Annotated in this window: 13 protein-coding genes; 9 read left to right on the top strand and 4 right to left on the bottom strand. The window is 51.4% G+C overall.

All coding sequences use genetic code 11. The annotated features are described in order from the left end of the window. Positions 1-34 precede the first annotated feature (34 nt). From queF to J9253_RS09020, 7 genes are all read left to right on the top strand, one after another. On the top strand, positions 35-424 hold the full coding sequence (gene queF / locus J9253_RS09050) for a preQ(1) synthase (protein ID WP_210224268.1): 390 nt from the start codon (positions 35-37) through the stop codon (positions 422-424). Positions 425-622: 198 nt separating this feature from the next. Then, the gene (locus J9253_RS09045; protein WP_228291576.1) at positions 623-1,126 is read left to right on the top strand and encodes a peptidylprolyl isomerase; all 504 of its coding nucleotides are present in this window, start codon (positions 623-625) and stop codon (positions 1,124-1,126) included. Positions 1,127-1,324: 198 nt separating this feature from the next. Continuing rightward, positions 1,325-2,806: a circularly permuted type 2 ATP-grasp protein gene (locus J9253_RS09040; protein ID WP_210224266.1), complete on the top strand. Its 1,482-nt coding sequence runs from the start codon at positions 1,325-1,327 to the stop codon at positions 2,804-2,806. Continuing rightward, complete coding sequence (locus tag J9253_RS09035; RefSeq protein ID WP_210224265.1) at positions 2,803-3,774, top strand: alpha-E domain-containing protein; 972 nt, start codon at positions 2,803-2,805, stop codon at positions 3,772-3,774. Before J9253_RS09040 ends, J9253_RS09035 begins: the two co-directional genes overlap by 4 nt. Positions 3,775-3,783: 9 nt before the next feature. Next, complete coding sequence (locus tag J9253_RS09030; RefSeq protein ID WP_210224264.1) at positions 3,784-7,143, top strand: transglutaminase family protein; 3,360 nt, start codon at positions 3,784-3,786, stop codon at positions 7,141-7,143. A 94-nt stretch (positions 7,144-7,237) separates the two neighbouring features. Further along, positions 7,238-7,492 carry a UPF0175 family protein gene (locus tag J9253_RS09025; RefSeq protein WP_210224263.1) on the top strand — a complete coding sequence of 85 codons (255 nt, stop codon included), beginning with the start codon at positions 7,238-7,240 and terminating at the stop codon, positions 7,490-7,492. A 96-nt stretch (positions 7,493-7,588) separates the two neighbouring features. Further along, positions 7,589-7,966 (top strand): DUF3368 domain-containing protein, encoded by a 378-nt coding sequence (locus tag J9253_RS09020; RefSeq protein ID WP_210224262.1) that lies wholly within the window; start codon positions 7,589-7,591, stop codon positions 7,964-7,966. A gap of 16 nt (positions 7,967-7,982) precedes the next feature. Here J9253_RS09020 and J9253_RS09015 read toward each other — a convergent pair whose 3' ends face one another. Beyond that, a complete protein-coding gene (locus J9253_RS09015; protein ID WP_210224261.1) occupies positions 7,983-8,297 on the bottom strand; it encodes a hypothetical protein in 315 nt (104 codons plus the stop codon). Positions 8,298-8,398: 101 nt separating this feature from the next. Between J9253_RS09015 and J9253_RS09010 the strand changes: the two genes are divergently transcribed. Then, on the top strand, positions 8,399-9,373 hold the full coding sequence (locus J9253_RS09010) for an IS481 family transposase (protein WP_210224260.1): 975 nt from the start codon (positions 8,399-8,401) through the stop codon (positions 9,371-9,373). Here the strand turns inward: J9253_RS09010 and J9253_RS09005 are convergent. Then, on the bottom strand, positions 9,333-9,941 hold the full coding sequence (locus tag J9253_RS09005; protein ID WP_210224259.1) for an HNH endonuclease signature motif containing protein: 609 nt from the start codon (positions 9,939-9,941) through the stop codon (positions 9,333-9,335). The two genes, J9253_RS09010 and J9253_RS09005, sit on opposite strands and share 41 nt — an antisense overlap. Before the next feature lie 49 nt (positions 9,942-9,990). Here J9253_RS09005 and J9253_RS09000 point away from each other — a divergent pair, with 49 nt between their 5' ends. Continuing rightward, positions 9,991-11,337 (top strand): IS4 family transposase, encoded by a 1,347-nt coding sequence (locus tag J9253_RS09000; protein ID WP_210221796.1) that lies wholly within the window; start codon positions 9,991-9,993, stop codon positions 11,335-11,337. Here J9253_RS09000 and J9253_RS08995 read toward each other — a convergent pair. Both J9253_RS08995 and J9253_RS08990 read right to left on the bottom strand, forming a co-directional pair. After that, positions 11,295-11,537: a hypothetical protein gene (locus tag J9253_RS08995; RefSeq protein WP_210224258.1), complete on the bottom strand. Its 243-nt coding sequence runs from the start codon at positions 11,535-11,537 to the stop codon at positions 11,295-11,297. The genes J9253_RS09000 and J9253_RS08995 overlap by 43 nt on opposite strands. Next, positions 11,537-12,379 carry an OmpA/MotB family protein gene (locus J9253_RS08990; protein ID WP_210224257.1) on the bottom strand — a complete coding sequence of 281 codons (843 nt, stop codon included), beginning with the start codon at positions 12,377-12,379 and terminating at the stop codon, positions 11,537-11,539. The genes J9253_RS08995 and J9253_RS08990 overlap by 1 nt, the downstream gene beginning before the upstream one ends. Positions 12,380-12,391: the final 12 nt, after the last annotated feature.

The raw sequence follows: 12,391 nt of genomic DNA, 5'->3' as shown, positions 1-12,391 counted from the left end.
GCCCAACTGTTTATTGGGTAATACAGGAGCAACCATGTCCACACGCCCCAGCAAGGAACTTGAAACCTTCCCAAACCCTAATCCGCAGCGTGATTACACCATCCGCATCGACTTGCCGGAATTCACCTGCATCTGCCCTAAAACCGGGCAGCCGGATTTCGCCCAGTTCAAAATTGAATACGTGGCGGATGAGAAGTGTGTGGAGTTGAAATCCCTCAAGCTTTATATGTGGAGCTACCGCGAAGAGGGGGCTTTCCACGAAGCCGTGACCAACAAGATTTTGGAAGATCTGGTGGCAGCAACCGACCCGCGTTTTATGCGCCTGACTGGGGTGTGGAATGTGCGCGGCGGGGTCTACACCACTGTTATCGTCGAACACCGTAAAGCAGGTTGGCAGCCAGCGCTCAAGGTTGAATTACCGTAATTGTTTATTTGGAAAAACAGAGGGTGCGCGGTATTATGCGCACCGTCTGAACACTAACAAATACAGGGCAACCATACGATGAAACATCTTTTTACCATTTTTTTTGCAATGATGCTGGCGCTTACAGCTTCTGTCGGTTTTGCAGCCGATGAGAATGCTGCCGAGAAGCCCGCTGATCAAGCTACATCTGGAGATAAAATGTCCACTATTCTGATCGAGACCACCAAAGGCAATATCAAAATCGAATTGGATGCGAAAGCCGCACCCAAAACGGTTGAAAACATTCTGGCTTATGTCAACGAAGGTTTTTACAACGGCACTATTTTCCACCGCGTCATTCCCGGCTTCATGGTGCAAGGCGGCGGTATGCTGGAAACCATGCAAGAAAAAGCGGACAAGCGCCCACCTGTGAAAAACGAAGCCAACAACGGTTTGAAAAACGACCGTGGTACGTTAGCCATGGCACGTACTAATGACCCGCATTCGGCTTCTTCACAGTTCTTTATCAATGTTAGCAATAACGATTTCCTGAACTTCCGTTCCGAAACACCACAAGGCTGGGGCTATGCCGTTTTCGGTAAAGTGGTTGAAGGTATGGATGTGGTTGACGACATTGTTAAAGTGAAAACAGGCAACGTTGGCCCACATGGCGATGTGCCTGTGCAGCCAATCATGATGAACAAGGTTTCTGTGGTCGAATAAGCCATTTCGGCGAGGCTCTCTCCGGCGCTGGAGAGGGCTTTCCCCCGTTATTCGATTTTTTCTGTTATAATATGCTCACCTAATAAAAATAATCGAACGTTTTCTCATGCAATAGGCATATATCTTGCAGGCTACAACTTAGTAAGTAACCTGTTGAATGGGTTAATTTATTCTAAGCCATTACCTCATGGACAATATATGAAAGAAAAATGGAATGCCTACGACCCCCAACCCTTCTACGATGAGCTGATTGCAGCCAAGCATCAGCCGCGCCAATCCAGTTACAAGCTTGTTGAATATCTGCGTAATTTCTCTGCTACCGGATTTAAGCGTTGTGTGGATGAGTCCGAAGCTGTTATCCGCGAAATGGGTATTAGCTTCACGGTTTATAGCGACGCGGGCAATATTGACCGCGCTTGGCCGTTTGATGTGATTCCGCGTGTGATTCCCGGCAATGAATGGGATCGCACCGAAATGGGGCTTAAGCAGCGTATCCGTGCACTGAATATGTTCATTCAAGACGTGTATAACGGCGGTAAGGCCATTAAGGATGGCGTAATTCCCGCAGACGTTGTGATGCAGTCGAAAGGTTATCGTGAAGCGTGTGTCGGTATTACGCCCCCTCACGGTGTCTGGGCGAATATTTGCGGTTCCGATCTGGTACGGCATAGCGATGGCGTGATGTATGTGCTGGAAGACAATCTGCGCGTACCTTCTGGTGTGGCTTACATGCTGGAAAACCGGAATATCACCAAAAGGGTGCTGCCGGAAATATTCAACAAATTACCGATTCGCCCGGTGCGCGATTACCCTTCCCACTTGTATGAAATGCTGGCCTCGTTGCGCCCTGAATTGGAGCGCCCAACCATCGCGCTGATGACGCCGGGTATTTACAACTCAGCTTACTTTGAGCACGCATTCTTAGCGCAACAAGCCGGGTTAGTATTGCTTGAAGGTGCCGACTTGATGGTAGGCAAAGACGATTACGTCTACATGAAAACCATTCAGGGCTTGGAGCGGGTAGATGTGATTTACCGCCGTATCGACGACGAGTTCATTGACCCTGAAGTATTCCGAGAAGATTCCATCCTCGGTGTTCCTGGAATTATGCGCTCCTGGAAAGCGGGCAAAGTCGCCATTGCCAATGCCCCCGGCTGTGGGGTGGCGGATGATAAAGTCATTTACGCTTATGTGCCTGACTTGATCCGTTATTACCTCAATGAAGAACCTTCCTTGCCGAATGTGCCGACTTGGGTGTGTCGTCGCCCGGAAGAGCGCGAATACGTGCTGGAACATCTGGCGGAATTAGTAGTGAAGCCAGCGAATGAGTCTGGTGGTTACGGGATGCTGGTTGGCCCGCATTCTACGGCTGCACAAGTGGAAGAATTCCGTAAACTGATTCAGGAAAACCCCAATAACTACATTGCCCAGCCGACCTTGAATCTGTCGGTGACGCCGACGTGTACGGAGGATGGGGCGATTGAGCCACGTCATCTGGATTTGCGTCCGTTTATTCTGAGCGGTTCGGATATTTACGTGACACCCGGTGGCCTTACCCGTGTAGCCCTAGTGAAAGGCTCACTGGTGGTGAACTCTTCACAAGGTGGGGGGAGCAAGGATACGTGGATTGTGGATGATGAAAAGACCCCAGAGACTGACGGGCAGGAGGATGAGGTATGATGCTATCACGTGTTGCGGAAAGGGTTTACTGGATGTCTCGCTATCTGGAACGGACTGAAAATGTTGCCCGCCTGTTGAATGTTCACACCTCGCTCTTGATGGATTTGCCGGGTGATATGGAAATTAACTGGTATACGTTGATCAAGCTGTTCAACGCAGATGAGTTGTTCCGTGAGCACTACGGCAAGGAGGCTAGCGAAGAAAATATCATGCGCTTCCTGATCGCTGATAAGAGGAACCCCGGCTCTTTGGCCAGTTTGTTCCTGAGTGTGCGTGAAAATGTGCGTACTTCACTGGATTTATTGCCGGATGCAACGTGGGAACAGGTTAACCAGACCCACATTATTATGAATAATTCGCTGTCTTCCATTAGCAGCCGCCATTCCCGGCAAAACCTGCTGCGCACTTTGCTCAAGCAGTGCCAGACTATCCGGGGGATCATCGACGGTCACATGAGCCGCGACAATACTTACCGCTTCATGCAGGTGGGCAAGTATTTGGAACGGGCGGACATGACCAGCCGTATTCTAGAAATGGGTTCTTTGCTGCTATCGAAAAGCCGCAGCAACAACTTGCGCAAATACGAAGGCATCCTCTGGACTAACCTGCTGCAAGCCCTGAGTGCGCGGCAGATGTATCAGCAACGGGTGCGTTCACGGGTCAAGGGTAGCGATGTGTTGCCTTTCCTGATGATGGACGGGGACTTTCCGCGTTCCCTGTATTACACCATCAAGGCGACCGGGCATTATCTCAACCAATTGCCTGAGCCTGAAATGCCGCTGGTTATGCAGCAACGCCTGATTGAGTACCTAGAGGAACAGGATATTCCCAGTCTGCTACCAGAAGGGCAGGTACATACCTTGATGGATCACTTGCAAAGTGAGCTGGGTATGTTACATGCAGACATTGCCACCACATGGTTCTATCCTGATCGGGATGAACAACAGCAATTACAAGTACAAGGATAAGGGCTTTACATGAGTATTCACGTCGCTTTAAACCATTACACTGGCTATAAATTTGATCGTCCGGTAAAGCTGTCGCCACATGTGGTGCGTTTGCGCCCGGCAGCCCATTCGCGCACCCCGATTCTGGCGTATTCTCTGAAGATCACGCCGGAAAATCATTACATTAACTGGCAGCAAGACCCGTTCGGCAACTGGCTGGCACGCTTGGTGTTCCCGGAAAAAACCATGGAGTTCAGCGTGGAAGTCGATGTGGTGGCCGATATGGTCACGATCGACCCCTTCGACTTCTTCGTGGAAGACTACGCCATGAAGTACCCGTTCAAGTACGACAAGGCCTTGCAAAAAGAGCTGGTTCCGTATCTGGAAGTGACCGAAGACGGTGCGTTGCTGAAGGAATGGCTGAAAGGCGTTGACCTGAAGCAGCCGAACACCGTGTTGTTCCTCGTCGCGCTTAATAGCCGCTTGCAGCAGCACATCGGCTACAATATTCGCATGGAACCGGGTGTCCAGACCTGTGAGGAAACGCTGGAAATCAAGCGCGGTTCTTGCCGTGATACGGCGTGGTTGCTGGTGCAAATCCTGCGGCATCTGGGTCTGGCGGCGCGGTTTGTGTCTGGTTATTTGGTGCAATTGACGGCTGACCAGAAAGCGCTGGATGGTCCGAGTGGTCCTGAAGCCGATTTCACCGACTTGCACGCGTGGACAGAAGTTTATCTGCCGGGCGCTGGCTGGGTAGGGCTTGACCCGACTTCCGGTTTGTTTGCAGGCGAAGGGCATATCCCGTTGGCGTGTACGCCGTCGCCGGGCAGTGCTGCACCGATTGATGGTGCTACTGACAAATGTGAAGTTGAGTTCGATTACAGCAATACCGTGCGCCGTATCCTCGAAGATCCGCGTGTCACCAAGCCGTATTCCGACGAGCAATGGGCAGATGTGCTGGCATTGGGTAATCAGGTCGAAGCGGATTTGGTATCCAGCGATGTACGTCTGACTATGGGCGGCGAGCCGACGTTCGTGTCCATCGACGATATGGATGGCGTGGAGTGGAATACCGGCGCGTTGGGCGAGCACAAGCGCGAGCGTGCCGGTGTCTTACTGCGGCGGATGCAAAAGGCATTTGCGCCGGGCAGTGCGCTGCAATTCGGGCAGGGCAAGTGGTATCCGGGCGAACCGTTCCCGCGTTGGGCGCTGGGTTGCTACTGGCGACCCGATGGTTTGCCGGTGTGGAACGACCAAAGCCTGATTGCCGATGACCAGAAGGATTATGGTTTTGATGACAAAGCTGCCAAGCGCTTTGCGGATGTTGTTTGCAGCAATCTGGGGCTGGACAATAAGTATTTGGTGCCGGGTTACGAAGACCGTTTGTACTACCTGTGGAAAGAAGCCAGCCAGCCTGCGAATGTGGATTGGTTGACCCTGAACCTGCGGGATAGCAAGCACCGTAATGATTTGGTCATGGCCTTGCAGCAAGGTTTGGATACACCATCGGGTTTCGCGCTGCCGCTGCGTTGGGATGATGCCGACAAGAGCTGGGCGAGTGCCAAATGGGAATTCCGTCGCGAAGAAATGTACCTGATTCCCGGCAATTCACCGATGGGCTTCCGCCTGCCGCTGGACAGCTTGCCGTGGACAGCCGAAGACGAGCGCGAAGTCGAATCGCAACCTTGCCCGTTTGAAGATCGCCCGCCGTTACAGGATTACCACGGGGAAGTCGAGTGGCGTTACAGCGCCCTGATTGCGCCGCCTGAGCCGACGTTGCAGCACGCCGATGCCAGCAAGCAAATGGTCAAGGAATGGCGCGAAGTACCGCGTACTACCTTGTGTATCGAAGCACGGGAAGGGCGCTTGTATGTGTTCCTGCCGCCGCTGCACTACCTTGAGCATTATCTGGATTTGCTGTCGGTGCTGGAAAAGACCGCTGCGGAACTGAAAATGCCGATTTTGCTGGAAGGCTACGAGCCGCCGTCTGATCCGCGTTTGAAATCGTTCAAGGTTACGCCTGATCCGGGTGTTATCGAGGTGAATATTCACCCGGCAGGTAGCTGGAATGAGTTGGTGGCGAACACCGAATTGCTGTACGAAGAAGCCCGCTTGTCACGCTTGGGGGCGGAAAAGTTCATGCTGGATGGACGGCATACGGGCACGGGCGGCGGCAATCACGTCACGCTGGGTGCGGCTACGCCGAGCGACAGCCCGTTCCTGCGCCAGCCGGATGTCTTGCGCAGTATCTTGACGTTCTGGCAGCACCATCCGGGCTTGTCCTACCTGTTCTCCGGCATGTTCATTGGCGCGACTAGCCAAGCGCCACGGGTGGATGAGGCGCGGGATGAAAGCTTGTATGAGCTGGAAATCGCTTTCCAGCAAATGCCGCAAGGGCATAATGACCAGCCGTGGTTGGTTGACCGCTTGTTGCGCAATTTGCTGATCGACATTACTGGCAATACGCACCGCGCTGAATTCTGTATTGATAAGCTGTATTCGCCGGATTCTTACACCGGGCGTCAAGGTTTGTTGGAATTCCGTGGCTTTGAAATGCCGCCTCATGCGCGGATGTCACTGGTGCAGATGTTGCTGATCCGTACCTTGATGGTGCGTTTCTGGAACAAGCCGTATGCGCATCGTTTGGTGCGTTGGGGCACTGAGTTGCACGACCGTTTCATGCTGCCGCATTATGTGTGGGAAGACATGAAGGATGTGTGCGAAGACCTGAAGGCCGCCGGGTATCCGTTCCAGTTGGAATGGCTTGCGCCGTTCCACGAGTTCCGTTTCCCGGTGTATGGGCGTGTGCAACATTGCGGCATTGGGCTGGAATTGCGTGCCGCGCTGGAGCCGTGGAATGTGCTGGGCGAGGAAATGAGCAGTGCGGGAACCGCGCGGTTTGTGGATTCGTCGCTGGAACGGGTGCAGGTGAAGATCAATGGTTTGACCGATTCGCGCTACGTGGTGTCCTGCAATGGGCGACGTGTGCCGATGAAGTCGACCGGCGTGCATGGCGAGTATGTGGCTGGGGTGCGCTTCCGTGCGTGGCAGCCGCCTTCCGCGTTGCACCCGACCATTGGGATTCATGCGCCGCTGGTGTTCGACATCATTGATACCTGGAATGGGCGTTCGGTGGGTGGTTGCACTTACCATGTGTCGCATCCGGGCGGGCGTAACTCCGAATCATTCCCGGTGAATGCGTATGAAGCTGAAGGACGGCGTTTCTCGCGCTTCCGTGAGCAGCATACGCCGGATGTGCTGGAGCCAAAGGTTCTGTCAGAAGCGACGCGGGCGTTCTATGAGCACGGTGCAAAGCCGCAGCCGATGAGCCCACCGTTGGAAGAGACGAATGCGGATTATCCGTATACGTTGGATTTGCGTCGGTCGTAAGCGACCTCTCCTAATATACCGTGCGGGGTGGGCTTGATGCCTGCCCCGCTTGCGCTTATAGTCAGGGCTACCTAATCATTAAGGGAACGCGCCCATGACCGCGATCACAATTCAAATACCCGACTCCGTATTGCCCGTTTTACACCTTGACCCTGATGGTTTTGTGCAGGAAATGCGTCTTGCTGCTGCTATTAAATGGTATGAGGTGCGGCGTGTGTCGCAAGAAAAGGCGGCGGAAATCGCTGGAGTCAGCCGTGCCGATTTCATCACTGCATTATCGTTGGCGAAGGTTTCCCCGTTTCAATTAACAGCGGATGAGGTGTGTGAGGAATTGCATGACCTCTACTAAACATGTTGTCATCAATGCATCACCGCTGATTACCTTGTGCCGTAGCCAATTACACGTTCTGTTGCCGCAGTTGTTTGAAGCTGTGTATGTACCGCTGTGTGGCAAGAAGTTGTCAATGGTGGCAAGGATGATGCCGCTGCCTGTATTGTTCCTACCTTGGATTGGTTGCAACGCTTACCCCCTGTAGACGTTGCACTGGACATCCAACGCTGGAATTTGGGGGCTGGTGAATCGGCTGTTATGCATCATGCCCGTGAATTGGCAGCAGACCGTGCCATTCTGGATGATGCCGCTGCTCGCCGTTGTGCGCGTAGCATCAATATTGCCATGACAGGTACATGTGGTGTGATTGTGTTGGCGAAGCGGCGCGGATTGCTGCCCAAGGCAGAACCCGCTTTTCGGCAATTGCAGGCAGCGGGGTTGTGGTTGTCGGAGGAGCTGATTGCGGCGCTGTTGCAGGAAGCAGGGGGGTAACATTGCTTGGGTTTGATTAAAATTTAAGCGCATGTCCAATCGTCATCAAAGACCAACCAGCTTGTTGCAATGTTTTACGCTGTTGCTCCGAAATATCCACATAAACGCCGACTTTCTGGCTAGGCCATGCGACATCCAAAATAATACCTGATGTAACTGGATAGTAAACGTGGGGTAGTGATTGAGGTTGCCTGCGCTCATAGCGTTTGAGTACCCCATGTAACGCCTCATCCGCTAGTCGATAGGCACTTTGCCAAGAATCAATTTTAAGTAAGCCTTGCTGCATTCTGAGTTGATTAATTGTGTGCATTTGCTCAGGTGTAATTGTCATGTCCCATGGGATCATATTCCCTCAAGGAGCTACCCATTATTCAAAGCACGGGCTATCCTTGAAGGCATCTTATCCACCCATGGCTACAAGGCAAAGCGTACATGAAACTGCATCCCGAAGCACGGACAACCCCGAAATTACGGAGTGAAATCAAGGCATCGCCGCTCACACAAGCAGAACTGGCGAAACAATACAATGTCAGCCGCCTGACGATCCGCAAATGGCAGAACCGTGAGGAGATGACCGACAAATCGCACCGTCCCGATACGCTGCACACCACGCTGACTGAGGTACAGGAATGGTTGGTGGTGGAGCTACGTAAGACCCTGCTGCTGTCGCTGGATGACCTGACCCACATCACCAAAGAATATATCAATGCCGCCGCCAGCCGTTCGGGTATAGACCGCTGCCTGCGTCGTCATGGGATCGCCAACCTGGCGGTAATGAAGCGGGAACTGTATGGCGAGGAGCCGCCACCGAAAAAGGTGTTCAAGGACTACGAACCCGGCTATATCCATATTGACATCAAATACTTGCCGAAGATGCCCGACGAAAAGGAACACCAATACCTGTATGTCGCCATCGACCGTGCCAGTCGTATGGTGTGCCTTGCCATTTACCCCGACAAAGCGGCTGCCAGTACAGCGGATTTTTTGGGTAAAGTAGAGCAGCGCTTCCCCATCAAGGTGCAATACGTGCTGACCGACAATGGGAAGGAATTCACCGACCGCTTTACCCGTAAAGGGGAACGTGACCCCACAGGCAAGCATAAATTCGACAAAGCCTGTGAGCGCATCAAGGCTGAACACCGCCTCACCAAGCCACGCCACCCCCAAACCAACGGCATGGTAGAACGCTTCAACGGACGTATCAGCGACTTGTTGCAAACCACCCGTTTCGCCTCATCCAATGAATTGGCTGACGCGATCAAACATTATGAACGGCTCTACAACCACTGCATTCCCCAGAAAGCACTGGGATACAAAACCCCTATTCAAGCACTCAAGGAATGGCAGAAAAAGAAGCCAGATTTATTCAAAAAGAAAGTATATGATCTATCGGGACTTGACATGTAATCAGCATATGATCATGTAAATGTTCTTTACGATGACAGTCAATACAAAGTGCCTTGAGGTTATGCTCATAATTGTTCCGTTTATCACTATTGATGTGATGCGCGTGTAATAAATGACGCTGGTCATTGAGGTTCACGCCACAGCATTCGCAGGTGAATTTCTTTTTTCGACGAAAAGCTAGAGAAATATCTTGCCAGTCGGCAGTATAGCCTGCTGTTTTTGGTCGAATACCCGGCATATTTTTAAACCAAGTACTATAGGTCGAGAGTAAATCAATGACTGAGAAATGATCCAATATTCGACGCTTTTCATTGGATGTTGCATCAGCAAAACCTTGGTAGTTAATATGTTTGAGGCAGTTCTGACAAGGCATTAAAGCAATGTTTTTGGCGTTATTACCTTTGTTATCGAAAATTTCAAAATGACCGTCCGGGTTATTGTTAGCGCTATAGCGATGCTCATATTTACCTGAAGCACGCATCTCCTCCAAAGTCGTACACTCTGCAAAATGGTACTTATTGCCCTGAGCGTGATTCTTTTCAACGGCTGGTACGCCCTTATAACTCATCTCCTTATACACAAGTCCCAAGCTGATGTAAGATAAGCAATTTTCACCTATGAACTGGTCATCTAGCGAACTCACCGATCTTGATTTGGGAGACAAGCGCCTCGAAACACGCGCCGCCCATATTCTCAATGCCATGCTGAAAGCGCCCCAATCCAGCCTCCCCAAGGCTTGCCAGAGTTGGTCAAGTACCTTGGCGACGTACCGTTTCTTCTGGAATGAGGCGGTGAGCCATGATGCTTTGATGGCATCCCACTTTGAAGCGACAGAGTGCCGAATCCGTCAACAAGACTCGAAGATTATCCTGTGCATTCAAGACACCACCGAATTGGACTTCAATGGACAGGAAACCGAGGGCTTGGGGCGGTTATCCTACGATAAGCAACGCGGGATGTACCTGCATCCGACCTTGTGTATCACCCCGGAACGCCTGCCGTTGGGCATCACCGATACGTGGATGTGGTCACGGGGCTTGAGCAAAGCCGCCGACCAAGCGAACCCCAGCATCAAAGAAAGCCGTCGCTGGATCGAAGGGTATGAACGGGTAGCCGAACTGGCGGCACGCTGCCCCGGACACCGGCTCATCTATACGGGCGACCGTGAAAGCGACTTTTACGACTTGCTCAAACGGGCACAAGCCTTGGATTACCCGGCTGACCTGCTGATACGGGCGCAACATAACCGTGCCTTAGGAGATGACCTCAAACTGTGGGATGCCATTGAGCAACAACAGGCGTTGACCCGCATCACCTTTACCAAACCGCGCAAGCAGGGTGAAAAAGCCCGCAAAGTGGTACAGGAAATCAAGGTGTTACGTTATACCCTGCGTCCCAAGAGCAAGCACCCGATGCTATTGACCTTGGTTCAAGCCAAAGAAATCAACCCACCCGCCGGAAAATCGCCCCTCATTTGGCGTTTAGTCACCAACCGTTGTGTAGAGACCGCCGATGCCGCTTGTGAACTCATCGACTGGTATCGGGCGCGTTGGGAAATCGAAATGTTTTTTGATGTCCTGAAAGTTGGCTGTCGCGTCGAAAAACTGCAACTGGACACTAAAGAGCGCATCGAAAAAGCCCTCGCGCTCTACATCATGGTGGCCTGGCGGATTATGTTTCTGATGCGGTTGGGGCGTACCTGCCCAGAACTTCCGGCTGAGCTGGTGTTTGACCCGCTGGAATGGAAAGTATCCTTCCGGCTCGGCAAAAAAGCACTGCCCGATGGCATACCTACCCTCAATCAAGTGATCCGCAATCTGGCAGAACTGGGGGGCTTTCTGGGCAGAAAATGCGATGGCGAACCGGGAGCTAAAAGTATCTGGTTGGGCTACTCAAGGGTGCTGGACTGTATTTATGGGATTCAGATGGCTAGTGAATTGGGGGAAGGACTGATTTGTGTATAAAGAGATGCCTTATAACTGTGGTCGGGAATAAACACGACAACCTGATGATCATCATAACTCAGCAACCCTTTCTTGCTCTTAATATCGCTCAGTTTGACTTTGATGCCCGATTGAGAGGTCAGATCTAACTTCTGAAGTGCTGCGCCCATTTGGGTCACACATGCCTTGAGGTTTACGATAAATGCCGTATCAATTTTCATCAGAAGGTAGCCAGTATTTTCTGCACTTGCTGTTCAGCGTTGGTCAAAATACGAAATGACACTCGTCGCGATTTTTCGAGATCCTCGGTGCAAACCGATTGTGTCAAGGGTTCATTTTCCTCTGGACTATTGCACGCTGATTCTTTGAATACGGGGCGCGATGATGATAAACCAACGGCTGCAATGTGTGCCTTCATCCATGGGCGTTGTTTGGCAATGCCCGACATATCGTAGATATACGTCAGTACAGATCGCGTTCTTCCTTGGGATAAGTCCATATTATTGTAGTAGATATCTTTATCAGTCATCGTAGAACCCGTTGTGCCCCATGTCGAATCGGTATGACCCTCGATACGAATTTCAGTGATTGAGCTTTTAAAGCTTTTCACCCCATCCTGTTCTATTGTTCCACCCGCACCCGCACCCGCACCCGCACCCGCACCCGCACCCGCACCCGTAAGCACCGTGAGATAGCGTGGGAAGAAATCATCTAAAACTTCTTTAAATTTGGGTGTTAACTGGTCTTTGCCTATCGCAAACAATATGTCAGGCGATTTAAAGGTGAAGGTAAGATTATTACGATCAATTTCAGCATCCCATTTTTTTAAGTCTCGTGCGAATTCTTGTTGCAGTGCATCATAAATAGCTGTTTTATTCTCTTGATAGGCTTTGACGATTTGCTCAATGCGCTTCTTTTCATCAACGGCTGTGTCTTTATCCTTATTGACAATTTGCATCATGGCAATCGAGATAAACAGAAATACCATCATCAAACCTGACATGAGGTCAGAGACGGATAGCCATTGTGACTCATCTGCATGTGATTTTTTTTTCCGTTGCATCACAGATTGTCC

This window comes from Thiothrix litoralis (assembly GCF_017901135.1).
Lineage (GTDB): Bacteria > Pseudomonadota > Gammaproteobacteria > Thiotrichales > Thiotrichaceae > Thiothrix > Thiothrix litoralis.
Note: the sequence above shows the minus strand (reverse complement) of the source record. Positions and strands in the feature narration are given on the sequence as shown.

Bases quoted from the DNA above. Each gene is read 5' to 3' on its own strand.
- queF (WP_210224268.1), top strand. From the start codon at position 35: ATGTCCACACGCCCCAGCAAGGAACTTGAAACCTTCCCAAACCCTAAT.
- J9253_RS09045 (WP_228291576.1), top strand. From the start codon at position 623: ATGTCCACTATTCTGATCGAGACCACCAAAGGCAATATCAAAATCGAA.
- J9253_RS09040 (WP_210224266.1), top strand. From the start codon at position 1,325: ATGAAAGAAAAATGGAATGCCTACGACCCCCAACCCTTCTACGATGAG.
- J9253_RS09035 (WP_210224265.1), top strand. From the start codon at position 2,803: ATGATGCTATCACGTGTTGCGGAAAGGGTTTACTGGATGTCTCGCTAT.
- J9253_RS09030 (WP_210224264.1), top strand. From the start codon at position 3,784: ATGAGTATTCACGTCGCTTTAAACCATTACACTGGCTATAAATTTGAT.
- J9253_RS09025 (WP_210224263.1), top strand. From the start codon at position 7,238: ATGACCGCGATCACAATTCAAATACCCGACTCCGTATTGCCCGTTTTA.
- J9253_RS09015 (WP_210224261.1), bottom strand. From the start codon at position 8,297: ATGACAATTACACCTGAGCAAATGCACACAATTAATCAACTCAGAATG.
- J9253_RS09010 (WP_210224260.1), top strand. From the start codon at position 8,399: ATGAAACTGCATCCCGAAGCACGGACAACCCCGAAATTACGGAGTGAA.
- J9253_RS09005 (WP_210224259.1), bottom strand. From the start codon at position 9,941: ATGAGTTATAAGGGCGTACCAGCCGTTGAAAAGAATCACGCTCAGGGC.
- J9253_RS09000 (WP_210221796.1), top strand. From the start codon at position 9,991: ATGAACTGGTCATCTAGCGAACTCACCGATCTTGATTTGGGAGACAAG.
- J9253_RS08995 (WP_210224258.1), bottom strand. From the start codon at position 11,537: ATGAAAATTGATACGGCATTTATCGTAAACCTCAAGGCATGTGTGACC.
- J9253_RS08990 (WP_210224257.1), bottom strand. From the start codon at position 12,379: ATGCAACGGAAAAAAAAATCACATGCAGATGAGTCACAATGGCTATCC.